Source organism: Serratia sp. TSA_7 (assembly GCF_052692135.1).
Genome location: NZ_JBQZFU010000002.1, coordinates 90,035 through 102,718 on the forward strand (window position 1 = coordinate 90,035; position 12,684 = coordinate 102,718).

General features: G+C 56.3%; 12 protein-coding genes. 6 read left to right on the forward strand and 6 right to left on the reverse strand.

Annotation, left to right across the window (positions count from 1 at the left end; translation table 11 throughout):
• Positions 1-131: 131 nt before the first annotated feature.
• Entirely contained in the window at positions 132-1,055 is a 924-nt protein-coding gene (locus ACUTQW_RS09345; protein ID WP_062792604.1) for a LysR family transcriptional regulator, read from the forward strand.
• Here ACUTQW_RS09345 and ACUTQW_RS09350 read toward each other — a convergent pair.
• Positions 1,045-2,199 carry an MFS transporter gene (locus tag ACUTQW_RS09350; protein WP_006327613.1) on the reverse strand — a complete coding sequence of 385 codons (1,155 nt, stop codon included), beginning with the start codon at positions 2,197-2,199 and terminating at the stop codon, positions 1,045-1,047. The two genes, ACUTQW_RS09345 and ACUTQW_RS09350, sit on opposite strands and share 11 nt — an antisense overlap.
• 316 nt (positions 2,200-2,515) lie before the next feature.
• Positions 2,516-3,424 carry a LysR family transcriptional regulator gene (locus ACUTQW_RS09355; protein ID WP_004952315.1) on the reverse strand — a complete coding sequence of 303 codons (909 nt, stop codon included), beginning with the start codon at positions 3,422-3,424 and terminating at the stop codon, positions 2,516-2,518.
• A 111-nt stretch (positions 3,425-3,535) separates the two neighbouring features.
• Between ACUTQW_RS09355 and ACUTQW_RS09360 the strand changes: the two genes are divergently transcribed.
• Positions 3,536-4,420: an MBL fold metallo-hydrolase gene (locus ACUTQW_RS09360; RefSeq protein ID WP_006327615.1), complete on the forward strand. Its 885-nt coding sequence runs from the start codon at positions 3,536-3,538 to the stop codon at positions 4,418-4,420.
• 83 nt (positions 4,421-4,503) lie between these two features.
• The gene (locus ACUTQW_RS09365; protein WP_004952323.1) at positions 4,504-5,154 is read left to right on the forward strand and encodes a DsbA family protein; all 651 of its coding nucleotides are present in this window, start codon (positions 4,504-4,506) and stop codon (positions 5,152-5,154) included.
• A 31-nt stretch (positions 5,155-5,185) separates the two neighbouring features.
• On the opposite strand, the gene ACUTQW_RS09370 is transcribed toward ACUTQW_RS09365, so the two are convergent.
• Positions 5,186-5,893, reverse strand: a complete 708-nt coding sequence (locus ACUTQW_RS09370; protein ID WP_006327619.1) for a hypothetical protein — start codon at positions 5,891-5,893, stop codon at positions 5,186-5,188.
• Positions 5,894-6,086: 193 nt separating this feature from the next.
• Here ACUTQW_RS09370 and ACUTQW_RS09375 point away from each other — a divergent pair, with 193 nt between their 5' ends.
• Both ACUTQW_RS09375 and ACUTQW_RS09380 read left to right on the forward strand, forming a co-directional pair.
• A complete protein-coding gene (locus ACUTQW_RS09375) occupies positions 6,087-7,823 on the forward strand; it encodes an ABC transporter ATP-binding protein/permease (RefSeq protein ID WP_006327626.1) in 1,737 nt (578 codons plus the stop codon).
• Positions 7,824-8,065: 242 nt separating this feature from the next.
• Entirely contained in the window at positions 8,066-9,286 is a 1,221-nt protein-coding gene (locus ACUTQW_RS09380) for a CynX/NimT family MFS transporter (protein WP_006327627.1), read from the forward strand.
• On the opposite strand, the gene ACUTQW_RS09385 is transcribed toward ACUTQW_RS09380, so the two are convergent.
• The 3 genes from ACUTQW_RS09385 to ACUTQW_RS09395 form a co-directional block, all read right to left on the reverse strand.
• A complete protein-coding gene (locus tag ACUTQW_RS09385; RefSeq protein ID WP_006327628.1) occupies positions 9,276-9,449 on the reverse strand; it encodes a hypothetical protein in 174 nt (57 codons plus the stop codon). The two genes, ACUTQW_RS09380 and ACUTQW_RS09385, sit on opposite strands and share 11 nt — an antisense overlap.
• 11 nt (positions 9,450-9,460) lie before the next feature.
• On the reverse strand, positions 9,461-9,577 hold the full coding sequence (locus ACUTQW_RS09390) for a YmiA family putative membrane protein (RefSeq protein WP_006327629.1): 117 nt from the start codon (positions 9,575-9,577) through the stop codon (positions 9,461-9,463).
• 387 nt (positions 9,578-9,964) lie between these two features.
• Positions 9,965-11,617, reverse strand: coding sequence for a multidrug ABC transporter permease/ATP-binding protein (locus ACUTQW_RS09395; RefSeq protein WP_020439685.1), 1,653 nt, complete (start codon positions 11,615-11,617; stop codon positions 9,965-9,967).
• 422 nt (positions 11,618-12,039) lie between these two features.
• Here ACUTQW_RS09395 and ACUTQW_RS09400 point away from each other — a divergent pair, with 422 nt between their 5' ends.
• Positions 12,040-12,591, forward strand: a complete 552-nt coding sequence (locus tag ACUTQW_RS09400) for a tyrosine-type DNA invertase (RefSeq protein ID WP_006327634.1) — start codon at positions 12,040-12,042, stop codon at positions 12,589-12,591.
• Positions 12,592-12,684 lie beyond the last annotated feature (93 nt).

A 12,684-nucleotide genomic window follows, 5' to 3' on the forward strand; every position in this document is an offset into this window, starting at 1 on the left:
TGTTCCCGGATCAAAAATATGGCTGAAGTAATGTCGTCAATAGTGCCGCACTCTTTCTTGTGTGGAAAATATCTATTTAGCCGAAGTCTATTCATTTATGATATGGGCTTGCCCGTTCATGGAGTGTGCCGATGCACGCGATTACCCTGCGCCAGATTGAAATTTTCCATGCGGTAATGACCACCGGCAATCTGACCGAGGCGGCAGCGCTGTTGCAAACCTCACAGCCCACCGTCAGCCGAGAACTTGCCCGCTTCGAGAAGTTGATCCAGCTACAGCTGTTCGATCGGCTGCGCGGACGTTTATACCCGACGGTGCAGGGCCTGCGGCTGTTCGAAGAGGTGCAGCGCTCCTATTACGGCCTGGAGCGCATCGTCAACGCCGCTGCAGGTATCCGCCAGTTCCAGCAGGCGCAGCTTTCCATTGCCTGCCTGCCGGTATTCTCGCAGTCGCTGCTGCCGGTGGTGTGCAAACCCTTTATCGATCGCTACCCGGAAGTCAGTTTCAGCGTGATACCGCAGGAGTCACCGTTGTTGGAAGAGTGGCTGTCGGCGCAGCGCCACGATCTGGGTCTGACGGAAAACACCCAGACCCCGGCGGGCACAGAGCGGATGACGTTGATGACGCTGAACGAGGTGTGCGTGCTGCCGGCCGGGCATCCGCTGCTGGCGAAAACGGTGCTGACACCGCAAGACTTCGACGGACAAAACTTTATCAGCCTGTCGAGCACCGACAGCTACCGTCAGTTGCTCGACTCGCTGTTTAATGAGGAGGGCGTTAAGCGCCGTCTGGTCATGGAAACCCACAGCGCAGCATCGGTGTGCGCCATGGTGAAAGAAGGCGTGGGGTTGTCGATAGTCAATCCGCTGACGGCGCTCGATTACGCCAACAGCGGCGTACACGTACGGCCGTTCAGCGTTGAAGTGCCTTTTACCGTCAGCCTGATCCGGCCGCTGCACCGCCCTTCCTCGGCGCTGGTCACGGCCTTCATTCAGCATTTGCAGCAGCAGGCAGAGAGTCTTCCCGCCCGACTGGCCGCAGTGATTAAACGCTAGCCGGCCGTTTGGCCCGGCTGAAAGTCACCAGACACAGCACCAACCCCAGCAGCGCAATCGCCGCAGCGGCCAGCGGCACGCTGGTCAGCCCCAGGCCCTGTGCAATCACCACGCCGCCTACCCAGGCACCAATGGCATTGCCCACGTTAAACGCGGCGATGTTCAGCGTGGAAACCAGGTTCGGTGCTTTTTTACCGTAGGTCACGACGTTGATCTGCAGCGCCGGTACCGCGGCAAACGCCGCAGCCGCCCACAGGAACAGGGTCATTTCCGCCGGCACCATGGAATGGCTGGTCCAACTGAACAGCGCGGCAAAGAAGGCAATCACCAGAAACGTGCAGGTCAGCGTAACCGGCAAACGCCAGTCTGCCAAACGGCCGCCGACGATGTTACCCAGCGTCAGGCCGACCCCCATCAGCAACAGCGTCCAACTCACGCCGTGCGACGAAATGCCGGTCACCTCAGTCAGTAACGGTGCGATATAGGTAAACAGCGCAAACATCGACGCAGCAAAGGCCACCGTCATCAGCAGCGAAAGCCAGATACCGCCGCCGCGCAGGGCCGCCAGCTCTTTTTTCAGATCGGTTGGCGCTTCATCCTCCACCGCCGGCAGCTTGCTGTACAACGCCAGCAGGGACAGCACGCCGATGACCGCCACCGCCCAGAAGGTGGAACGCCAGCCCAATGCCTGCCCCAGCGCGGTGCCGAGCGGCACCCCCAGCACGTTGGCCAACGTCAGGCCGGTGAACATCAGCGCCACAGCGGAAGCACGGCGATTCGGCGGTACCAGATTGGCGGCCACCACCGCGCCGATGCCGAAGAACGCACCGTGGCACAACGCGGTGACAATGCGCGCCAGCATCAGGAAATCGTAGCTGTAACCCAGCGCGCACATGATATTGCCGAAGATAAAAATCACCATCAGCAACAGCAGCGTATTCTTGCGCGGCAGCTTCGCCGTCAGCAACGCCATGATCGGCGCACCTATCGCCACGCCGAGGGCATAGCCGCTGATCAACCAGCCGGCCGAAGGGATTGAGACCTGAAGATCCCCCGCCACCTCAGGCAGCAGCCCCATAATCACGAACTCGGTGGTGCCAATGGCAAATGCACTTAACGCCAGTGCAAGCAGAGAAACAGGCATGTGTAACGCTCCCAGTCGACAAAGCCCCGGCATCAGGCGCACGGGGCCGGTAAAAACTCGCGGAATTGCCGGACAGCCTGACAGACTGCCCGCGAAAAAGGGTCAGAGATGTTGTTCAATCTGTGGGTTATTTTCTTAACCCTATAATTATTAAGTCTTATTCACTCTTGGCATGCTACAGAAATAGCACGGCGACCGGCGAAAAAACCAGTGACAACGCTCCCCTTGAGCACAAAAAGCCCCCATCCGCCCGCTAAACGCTTGAATGCGCTGACGATGAAAAATGTGTGAAAATGTTGCTGCCATGTTAACGATATCAACGCAGCGTCGCCCGCCAGGCGGGATCATTGGCAAACCACTCCACCAGAAAATCCAGCATGGTTCGCAAGGTGGCCGGCATTTGGCGACGCGAAGTATAAATACCGTAAATCCCCATCGACTGCGGCCGATAATCCGGCATCAGTTCTATCAGTTCACCGCTTGCCAGCAATGGCGCCGCCGAATAATAAGGCTGCATGGAAATGCCGGCGCCCTGCACCGTCCCCGCCATCAGCACCACCGATTCGTTGGCGCTGAGGTTGCCGCTGACCGCCACCGCCGACTTCACGCCCTGAGAATCAAAATGCCACAGGCTTTTACCGAAGTAGGAATAAGTCAGGCAGTTGTGCAGCGCCAAATCCTGCGGATGGCGCGGCGTGCCGTGCGCTGCCAGATAAGCCGGGGAAGCGCACACCACCGAAGCGCAAGAGGAAAGCGGTCGGGCGATCAGATTGGGGTCCAGCTCATTGGTGATGCGCAGCGCCAGATCGATGCGCTCCTCCACCAGATTCACCGCCCGATTATTCATTTGCAAATCCACCGCCACCTGCGGATGGCGTTTGAGGTATTGGGCCACCGCCCCCACCAGCGCTGTCTGGCCCAGCGACTGTGAACAGGTGATGCGCAGCAGACCGCGCAATTCATCGCTTTGCTCGCCTTCGACCAAATCAATCTCACCCGCCAGCGCCAGCATCTGCCGGCAACGTTCGAGAGTACGCTCTCCTGCGTCAGTCAGACTAAGCTTACGGGTAGTGCGGTGCAGTAAACGCGCGCCGGCCCATTGCTCCATCTGCGCCAGATAGCGCGTCACCATCGCTCGCGACATTTCCAGCGTTTCCGCAGCGGCAATCATACTTCCGCGATCAACGATGGTGATAAAAACCTCTGCTGCGGTAATGCGATCCATGATTCGTCCGATTTACGCAATGAATAATTGCTCATTATCCGGTTTTTCTAACGCTTTATGCAACCTAACATCTGTACAACAACAACTGATACCCAAAAGGAACCTCTGCCCATGTTTAAGAAATCATTATTGACCCTGGCTTTCGCCGGCATCGCCACAGTAAGCACCTACGCCGCCGCGGCTGACTCCCTGACCATGGAAGTGTACAACCCGGGTGAGAAAAGCGTGTTCCCGGTTTCTTCGGAAATCATCAGCGGTAAACACGAAGTGGCGCTGATCGACGCCCAGTTCCAACGCAACGACGCCGAAGAACTGGTGAAAAAGATCAAAGCGACCGGCAAGACGCTGACCACCGTCTACATCAGCCATTCCGATCCGGATTTCTACTTTGGTTTGGACGTGATCAAAGCTGCGTTCCCGCAGGCAAAAATCATCGCGTCACCGGGTACGATCAAAGAAATCAACGCCACCAAAGACGGCAAAATGGCTTACTGGGGCCCGATCCTGAAAGACAACGCACCTAAAGCGGTAGTGGTTCCGCAGGCATTGCAGGGCGACAGCTTCACTATCGACGGCCAGAAAGTGGAAGTGAAAGGCCTGACCGGCCCAACGCCGGAACGCACCTACGTGTGGATCCCTGAACTGAAAGCGGTAGTGGGCGGCGTACCGGTAGCCGGTGACAATATCCACCCGTGGATCGCCGATAACCAGACCGTGGAATCCCGCGCTCACTGGCAACAAACGCTGGAAGGCATCAAGGCGCTGAAACCGAAAGTCGTCGTCCCTGGCCACTTCCTGCCGGGCGCACCGCAGACTCTGGAATCCGTGACCTTCACCCAGAATTACCTGACCACGCTGGAAGCTGAGCTGCCGAAGGCCAAAGATTCTGCGGCGCTGATTGCGGCAATGAAAAAGCATTACCCGAACCTGAAAGATGAATCTAGCCTGGAACTGAGCGCCAAGGTGCTGAAAGACGAGATGAAGTGGCCGCAATAAGCGCGTCGCCAATCAAACTACATTGCCTTTGACAGGCTCAATGTTCTGCGGCGTGAAGCCGCAGAACATCACGAGGAATAAAGATGACCGGTACAACTCTGCATTACGTTTTCGATCCGCTTTGCGGCTGGTGCTATGGCGCAGCGCCACTGGTGAAGGCGGCCAAGAGCATTCCAGGGCTGACTGTCGCCCTGCACGCCGGCGGCATGATGACCGGCAATAATCGCCGCCAGATCACGGACGAATGGCGTAACTATGTGATCCCGCATGACAAGCGCATTGCGGAGCTGACCGGCCAGACCTTCGGTGAAGCCTATTTCAATGGACTGCTGCGTGATACCACGGCAGTGATGGACTCCGAGCCGCCGATTACTGCGATTCTGGCGGCGGAAGCGCTGGGGGGACGCGGGGTGGATATGTTGCACCGCATTCAGATAGCGCATTATCAGGAAGGCCGACGCATCGCCGATACCCCGGTGCTGGAAGCCCTGGCGAAAGAACTGGGTCTGCCCTCGGCTCCGTTCATTGCCGAGATGCGCTTTAACGCCGGCGCGCCGACCGCACAACACATTGCGGAAAGCCGCGCGTTTCTTGCCAAAGTCCAGGGCCAGGGGTTCCCGACCTTTGCGCTGCAAGACAGCGAAGGCCAGCTACGCCAGATCCCGGCAGGCAACTATTTGGGTAACGTTGATGCCTGGAAAGCGTTGTTGAACGGCGCGGTGAACTGGGCTTAATACCGGCTTCGGCTGCGAGCTCCGCAGCCGATTATTCGACCCGGACGAAAGTCCCCTGCGCCTGCACGTTAAAACCAAATCCGCAGTCGCCCTTGGTACTCATGTCCACCGCATCCGCCGTAAATTGCATCACCACATCGCAGGCCATCCCGTCCTGCGGCTCCCGCTGACGGTACACCGCCTTGCCCCGTTCAATCGGCAATACCTTGGCGAACTCGCCCATATTCGGCCCGTAATACAACCCCATTTGCGGCATATAATAGCCGGAATAATTAATCAGCCAGCGTTCGCCCTGCGGTTTGACCTCTACTTCGCTCCATACGCCGCGCCCGGCGTACTGCCAATAGACGCCACCCGGCCCGCTCGTCGGCGGCTGCTTTGCCAGACGTTGCTGCAGCAGTTTCAGGTTATGCTGAGATTTTGCATCCTTCGGCGCCAGTTCCAGATAGGCGCGCGCCTTGAGCAATTCACCGGCGTGCATCAGCGCCAGCGCCACGTTGTTATAGGCGGTGGCGATCGCCTGATCGTTCAGGCCGCAAAACTCGCTCCAGGCGGCCTGATCACGGAAAACATCGGCCGCCCGGCCATAATCGCCCCGCTGATAAGCGCTTTTACCCAGTACGGCGTAGCCCGCCACTTTCTGGCAATCGGCATCAATATCCGGCTCATCAATATGTGCCATCACCTGGCCGCTGGCGAGCGCACCATAGGTCAACAGCAGGGGAACCAACGCCTTCATGCCTTATCCTTTCCAGAGTGAGTAACCGGTAATTCGGCGCCAGTATAACCCTCATGCCCCCCGGCTTCACCTCTAAGGATTCACCCGCAATATTTCAAACGGTTAGCCCCGTTAAAACTGCTTACATGTCACGGTTTGTTTGTTACCAGGCGGCGGCTCATGCTGATCGGAACGTAAAAAACCCGAGAACCCTATGAACAGCTCCCCTACGCAAAAACACGCCGTCTGGCAGTTGATTAAACCTTTCTGGGTTTCGGAAGAAAAATGGCGAGCCTGGTCGATGCTGATCGCCATCGTCGCCCTGTCGCTCGGGCTGGTGTATATCAGCGTGCAGATCAACCAGTGGAACCAGGTGTTCTACGACGCGCTGCAAAACAAAAACTACCCGGTGTTCAAGACGCAGCTGTGGCGTTTCACCTATCTGGCGCTGATCTTCATCGTGCTGGCGGTGTATAAAATCTATCTGACGCAGGGCCTGCAAATGCGCTGGCGGCGCTGGATGACGGAAAAATTCATGGGTAAATGGCTGGCGCATCAGGCCTATTACCATACCGAGCAACAGCAGATCGTCGATAACCCGGACCAGCGTATCGCCGAGGATCTCAACGTCCTGACCCAGTACACGCTGTCGCTGTCGCTTGGGCTGCTCTCCAGCCTGGTGACGCTATTTTCCTTTGTCGCCATTCTGTGGCACGTCAGCGGGCCAATGACCTTTATGATTAGCCAACACACCTTCACCGTTCCCGGTTATATGGTGTGGTTCGCTCTGTTGTACGCCGGGCTGGGTTCCCTGCTGGTCTGGTGGGTCGGCAAACCGCTGGTTCAGCTCGGTTTTAACCAGGAGCGTTATGAGGCGAACTTCCGTTTTGGCCTGATCCGCATCCGCGAAAACAACGATGCCATCGCGCTGTATCACGGCGAACCCCGCGAGGCGCAACAGTTGGGCGACCGTTTTGATACTATTCGCGCCAACTGGTGGTCGATCATGCGCATCACCCGGCGGCTCAATATCGCTTCCAATTTTTACAGCCAGTTCGCCATTGTTTTCCCGCTGCTGGTGGCGGCACCGCGCTATTTTTCCGGCGCCATCCAGATGGGCGGCATGATGCAGATCGCCTCCGCTTTTGGCGAGGTGCAGGGAGCGCTGTCGTGGTTTATCGACGCCTTCAGCGATCTGGCTACCTGGAAAGCCTGCGTGAACCGTCTGGCCGGCTTTAATGCCGCAGTGGATCAGGTTCACCACCAAGAACGCGGTATTCAACTGCGGCCGGAGAGTACCCAGCCGTTGGTGCTTGATAGTCTCAGCCTGCAACTGCCGGACGGCCAGAGCTTGCTGAATGCAAGCTCCATGACGCTGAAGCGCGGCGAACGCGTGCTGATCGTCGGCCCGTCGGGCTGCGGCAAGTCAACGCTATTGCGCGCCATCGCCGGTATCTGGCCGTACGGCTCCGGTACCATTGGGCTCGACGCCGCCAGCCGCGCATTATTCCTGCCGCAACGCAGCTATATTCCGATAGGCACGTTGCGAGAAGCCCTCAGTTATCCCCACCTCGCCGCAGAATACAGCGATGAGCAACTGCTGAAAGTGCTGGAAAATTGCCGTCTGAAACATTTGCAGCGCTGGCTGGACACCAGTGCCAACTGGAGCCAACGTCTGTCGCCGGGTGAGCAGCAGCGGTTGGCCTTTGCCCGAGCCATTTTGACCCGTCCGGATATTCTGTTCCTCGACGAGGCCACCAGCGCGCTGGACGACGAAACCGAGCAGTTGATGTATTGCCTGCTGGTCGATGAGCTGCCGCAGGTGACGCTGGTGAGCGTGGCGCACCGCAACAGCGTGGCCAAATACCACCAGAGTTGCTGGCGCTTTAGCCGCCCGGAACAAAACGAACCGGCGCGCATGGCGCTTGGCCCGCTGCCCGTCGCCGGCTAACGGAGCGACAGTGGCCCGATGAACCAGCTTATCGTTCATCGGGCCACCGAATCGCTTAGGTACAGTCCCCGCTATAGACGCCAGATCCCATCGGCGTCGGTTAGACGCCCCCTTGTCAGACCCCGAGTTCTTCCCTAAACTTGCGCACAGATATCGGCCCCCTGTCGGTACGTAAGCGTTAACGTCAATCAACGCATCATGTCTTGCAGCATTGATTGGCTGCATGCTGGTGCGAGGAATTCATGTCATACCCTGCTTTATCCCCAAAATCTGCCGCCATAAAACGCAGCCGTTTACGCCATCCCTTATTGCTGATCAGCGGCATCATGCTGATCGCCGCTAACCTGCGCGCCGCGTTGACCAGCGTGGGCCCGTTACTGGAACAAATCCAGCAACAGCTGATGCTGTCCGCCACTTCCGCCGGCTTGCTCAACTCGCTGCCGTTGATCCTGTTTGCCGTCTTATCGCCGGTAACGCCGGGCCTGGCCAAAAGAATCGGCATTGAACGCACGTTGGGCATGGCTCTGCTGCTGCTGGTTGCGGGCATCGTACTGCGCTCTCTGCCGCAAGCGGGCATGCTGTGGATAGGCAGCATAGTGATCGGCGCCGCCATCGCGTTTGCCAACGTGGTGTTGCCAACGCTGGTCAAACGCGACTTCCCCAGCCGAGCCGCCGCCATGATTGCCGGCTATGCGGCGGTGATGTCGCTGGCTGCCGCTACCGCCTCCGGCCTGGCAGTGCCGCTGGCGGAACTGAAGAACCTCGGCTGGCGTTTCTCTCTGCTTTGCTGGAGCCTGCCGGCCCTGCTGGCGTTGCTTGTCTGGTTGCCGCAGTTGCGCCGCCCACCGACAGTAACGGCCGGTGACGCGCGACAGGCCCCATTGACGCCATCCCGCTCGCCATGGGGCAGCGCGCTCGGGTGGCAGGTAGCGCTGTTTATGGGCTTACAGTCCATCACTTTCTATACCATTATCGGTTGGTTCAGCGCCTTTGCCGCCAGCCACGGCACTTCGCCGCAACAGGCCGGTTTCGAACTGTTTATCTACCAGGTGGTGGCGATCGCCGCTAACTTTGCCATGGTATTTATTCTGCCGCGCGCGCGCGATCAGCGTGCTATCGCGTTGTGCGCTTCATCGCTGATTTTTATTGGCGTCACCGGCCTGATGTTGCTGCCAGAAAGCTCGCTGATATGGCTGATTATTGCCGGATTGGGGGCGGGAAGTTCTTTGGTGCTGGCGCTGTCATTCTTTGGCTTGCGCAGCGGGCATCAGCACCAGGCCACGCAGTTGTCGGGCATGGCACAATCGGTAGGCTATTTACTGGCGGCGCTGGGCCCAACCTTGTTCGGCCTGTTGCACGACCTGACCCAGGGTTGGCAATTGCCGCTGGGTATCCTGCTGGGCCTGACCCTGCTGCAAATGCTGTTTGGCGTTCTCGCCGGGCGTAATCGCATCATCCGCTAACGTCGTGACGGGTGGGTAGCGCCGGTGCAGGATCCGGGGCATCCGCCTGCCAGAGATCGTCAATAAAATCGCGCTGTGCAGCGTTCAACTGCCAGCGAGGCGGTATCCTGGCAAGACTGCGCTCTTTGGCGCTCTTGCCGCTTTTAACGCGTTTTTTGTCCATCGACATGTTTCCTAAATCATCAGCAACCCATAAATCGCGGCGGCAACACCCAACCAAAATACCCCACAGCCGATAAACACACACAGCCAAGCCTTACGTTTGATGTCTACTCCATCCTTGCTTATCACTCTGCGCCTCACCAATAGATTAAATTGATTGACACTGCATTATTGATACGTTTAAACAATCAATAAAGTAGCCTTGCACTATGGAAATTTAAATAAAACATGCTGGCAACCTACTCTGAACGACGAGCACGACGGGAAAAACAGTTCCACGCTTCGCACAGACTAATAACAAGCCAATAATCAGTATTCAGGCAGTGTGCCACGAGACAAACGATCAAAATCAAACCATTGGTAAATGAATTATTATTAAAACTAATGATTGGATTTAACCGAAATTGGCGGGAGGTTTGAGGGCAAAGACAAATAAAGAAGAGAGCTTCCGCTGCGGGTTGAAGGATTGGCCCCATCGTTCAGGCCGCGTAAACGGCCTGAACAGGGTGAGATAAATCAGCTAATCTGCGTAACAGAATCCTTGCTGGCGCGCTCACGTTCGCTGCCGGACAATTCAATGAGACGCCCGTCACGCATTTGCAGCAGCCGATCGGCATGTTCGAAATAGTGGTCGTCATGGCTGATGGCAAATACCGTTTTACCCAACTCGCGCAGCTGCGGTAACAACTCGCGATAAAAAATGCGCCTAAATTGCGGGTCCTGATCCGCCGCCCATTCGTCCAGTAGCAGGATATCTCGCTGTTCCGCCACCGCCAGCAGCAGCGCCAGACGTTTGCGCTGCCCTTGCGACAGTTGCGGATTGGTCACTCGCAGGCCATTAAATTCCAGTTTGCCTTTCATGTTCAACCGGTTAAGCCAACGCTCCACCAGTTCGGCGTCAGGCTGTTGACCATCGGGCCCCTGCAAATGGTGGAATGGGTGAAAATCGGTAAAGATAGCGGAAAACAAACGGCGATAGCCGGGCATGCTAGCCAGGTTCTGCTCGACGCCATCCAACAGGATCTGTCCACTGACAGGTTGATATAACCCGGTCAACAGCATCGCCAGCGTGGATTTTCCGCTGCCGTTGCCGCCAATCAGAAACACCAACTCACCGCGGCGCAATGTCACAGAGACCGGCCCGACGGCAAACCCGGCTTTCTGCTCCGTAGCGCCGTAATGAAATACGATGTCACGCAGTTCCAGCGTTTCCCAGGTTTTGGCTTCAACCGCAGGAAACGCAGGCTGATAATCGGCAAGCCGCAGGGCTTTGATCTTATTGAAAGCCACTTCGGCACCGATCAGCGTCGGGAAAGCCCCCACAGCCTGCAGCAATGGCGTGCGCAGGAACAGCAGTGTCAGTGAATAGGTAGCCGCAACGGCGGTATCTGCCCAACCCAGACTGTTGGCCATATAGAACACGAGGCCAATAGCCCCCAGCATCATGATATTCGACCAGTTCACGGCGCTGAGATGGAAGGTATCGGCACGGATAATATGGTAGCGGTAGTCTTCAGCATCCGGTTGATAGGCCTGTTGGTAGAGCGCTTTCGCGCGGTCGCGGTTCAGCGCCAACTCTTTACGCCCGTCAATGGCTGACTGGTAGTGTTGGTAAAGATGCTCTTCCGCCTCACGCACGCTGCTCAGGTGACGATACACCCGCGACACCAGATATCCGCTGCCAATCACCGTCACCGCCACCCAGACTGCGGTCACCGCCAGCATCCGCGGTGAAAGCCAACCCAGATAGGCCGCAGACCCCAGCGTCAGTATCACCCCCTGCACCAATTCTGGCAGGCGGACAAAGGCAAGGGTGATGGTACGGATGTCGCTGGCCAGGCTCGCCAGTAGAGAGGCGCTGCCCAATTGTTCAATCCGTTCGATATCGGTATCCAGGATCCGCTTCACAAGTTGGCCGCGCAGCCGGAACACGAAATGATGACCGAGCGTGGTCAGCGCCAACTGAGATCCTAACGTCACCGCCATCAACAGCGCCAGAATCCCGAGGAATTCCGGCAGCACGGTCAGTGGGTTGCCGGTCACCGTCATCAGCCGCAAATTTATAAAGGCAATGATACCAATGCCCAGCGCCGCGCTGGCCATGGTCAACGCCATTACCGCCAGAAACGGCCAACGATACTGGTGGTAAACCACCCGAAGCAACTCCATGAGAAACCCTTAACCTGCCATCTTGAGATGGCAAGCATTGTAAGCGGCGAGAGAATGATATCAATAATAATTCTCATCCATGGCCCTTCATCTGCAGAAATTTAATCCGCACAGGTAACGATAAACGGAGGGGGGAGTCTAGCCTATCTGAGAAGAAAGCTTTATCGGCAGCATTAAATTATTTCAAATAAAAAGAGACTGCAAATTAACAAAAAGAAACAAACAGCAGCATTGTTAGGGATGTAAACAAAAATATAAAAGCAAAGTATTCACCGCGAACATAAAATAATAGAAAACATATAAATAACCTCTCCATGAAAAAGGGCGGTCACTTTATTTTCTTTGCCGTTACTTATCATTCAATGCTTTAATAAAAAATCACAGGTAAAAATCAGCCAACATTCAACATCCAGGTAATTAAGATGAAGAAAAGGAAATTTCTCAGCCAGGTTGAAATTGAGCAGCTTATCTCAGCCGTTCATGAAGGTAAAAACAGTATTCGGGACCGCTGCTTGTTATTGATGTGTTTTATTCATGGTTTACGGGTCAGTGAACTGCGTTCATTACGCTTACAAGATATTGATATGACCACCAATCGGGTACATATATTCCGATTGAAAAATGGCTTTTCAGTCCAACACCCCATACAACCCAGGGAACGTGATGCCCTGTTGAAGTGGCTTGGCCAACGTTCCGGTTACCTTGAAGCGGACAGCCAGTGGCTGTTTTTATCGCGCCACGGCGGGCAAATTTCACGGCAACAGCTGTATCGATTGATGAGGATGTACGGTGAGATGGCCGGCATCAGCGTTCAGGTTCATCCTCACATGTTGCGCCACTCCTGCGGTTATGCCCTGGCCGACAGAGGTGTCGACACTCGGTTGATTCAGGATTACCTGGGGCATAAAAACATCCAGAATACGGTCATTTATACCGCTACCAACGTGGAGCGCTTCCGCATCATCAATATATAACGCCAGTATAGTCGTCCAGGGGCTCACTATTTCTGAAGACGCATTAAGCGTCTTCAGGCGTACCCTGTTTCATGGGTTATTCCCGACACCGAG

What these genes read in the sequence shown, in the direction of transcription:
- ACUTQW_RS09395 (WP_020439685.1), bottom strand. Translation starts at nt 11,617, where the DNA reads ATGGAGTTGCTTCGGGTGGTTTACCACCAGTATCGTTGGCCGTTTCTG.
- ACUTQW_RS09350 (WP_006327613.1), bottom strand. Translation starts at nt 2,199, where the DNA reads ATGCCTGTTTCTCTGCTTGCACTGGCGTTAAGTGCATTTGCCATTGGC.
- ACUTQW_RS09365 (WP_004952323.1), top strand. Translation starts at nt 4,504, where the DNA reads ATGACCGGTACAACTCTGCATTACGTTTTCGATCCGCTTTGCGGCTGG.
- ACUTQW_RS09375 (WP_006327626.1), top strand. Translation starts at nt 6,087, where the DNA reads ATGAACAGCTCCCCTACGCAAAAACACGCCGTCTGGCAGTTGATTAAA.
- ACUTQW_RS09380 (WP_006327627.1), top strand. Translation starts at nt 8,066, where the DNA reads ATGTCATACCCTGCTTTATCCCCAAAATCTGCCGCCATAAAACGCAGC.
- ACUTQW_RS09345 (WP_062792604.1), top strand. Translation starts at nt 132, where the DNA reads ATGCACGCGATTACCCTGCGCCAGATTGAAATTTTCCATGCGGTAATG.
- ACUTQW_RS09400 (WP_006327634.1), top strand. Translation starts at nt 12,040, where the DNA reads ATGAAGAAAAGGAAATTTCTCAGCCAGGTTGAAATTGAGCAGCTTATC.
- ACUTQW_RS09385 (WP_006327628.1), bottom strand. Translation starts at nt 9,449, where the DNA reads ATGGACAAAAAACGCGTTAAAAGCGGCAAGAGCGCCAAAGAGCGCAGT.
- ACUTQW_RS09360 (WP_006327615.1), top strand. Translation starts at nt 3,536, where the DNA reads ATGTTTAAGAAATCATTATTGACCCTGGCTTTCGCCGGCATCGCCACA.
- ACUTQW_RS09370 (WP_006327619.1), bottom strand. Translation starts at nt 5,893, where the DNA reads ATGAAGGCGTTGGTTCCCCTGCTGTTGACCTATGGTGCGCTCGCCAGC.
- ACUTQW_RS09355 (WP_004952315.1), bottom strand. Translation starts at nt 3,424, where the DNA reads ATGGATCGCATTACCGCAGCAGAGGTTTTTATCACCATCGTTGATCGC.